Source organism: Stenotrophomonas nitritireducens (assembly GCF_001431425.1).
In the GTDB taxonomy this organism is placed as follows: Bacteria; Pseudomonadota; Gammaproteobacteria; order Xanthomonadales; family Xanthomonadaceae; genus Stenotrophomonas; species Stenotrophomonas nitritireducens.
Genome location: NZ_LDJG01000085.1, coordinates 1 through 649, shown reverse-complemented (window position 1 = coordinate 649; position 649 = coordinate 1). Strand labels below are relative to the sequence as shown.

General features: G+C 66.6%; 1 protein-coding gene. It reads left to right on the top strand.

The annotated features are described in order from the left end of the window. Positions 1-86: 86 nt before the first annotated feature. Positions 87-649: CBS domain-containing protein (locus ABB22_RS17530; RefSeq protein ID WP_152984265.1), on the top strand; the 563-nt coding region annotated here is incomplete at its 3' end.

Genomic DNA, 649 nt, shown 5'->3' with positions numbered 1-649 from the left:
CGCGCCGCCGGCCTGAGCGGGCAGCAACGGACATCCTGCTAGACTTGCCCTCACCGCCCGGCCCGCCGGGTGCCCTGATCGAAGAGATGTCCGAAGACGACAGTAGTACCGCCCCGGAGCAGGGCGAAAAGAAACGCGGCTGGCTCGAACGCCTGAGCGCGGCCTTCTCCGGCGAACCCCATACCCGCGACGAACTGGTGGCCGTGCTGCAGACGGCCGAGCAGGACGGCCTGATCGCCGCCGATACCCTGCGCATGATGGAAGGCGCCATCGCGGTGGCCGAACTGACCGTCGGCGACGTCATGATCCCGCGCTCGCAGATGGTATCCCTGCCGGTCGAGCAGCCTTTCCTCGAACTGATGAAGCAGGTGGTCGAATCCGGCCATTCGCGCTTCCCCGTGCATGGCGAGAACAAGGACGACGTGCTCGGCATCCTGCTGGCCAAGGACCTGCTGCGCGGCGTGGTCGCCGACAACAGCCATGCCAGCATCCGCGAACTGCTGCGCCCGGCGGTGCTGATTCCCGAGTCCAAGAAGCTCAACGTGCTGCTCAAGGAGTTCCGGCTCTCGCGCAACCACATGGCGATCGTGGTGGACGAGTACGGCGGCGTCGCCGGCCTGGTCACCATCGAGGACGTGCTGGAGCAGAA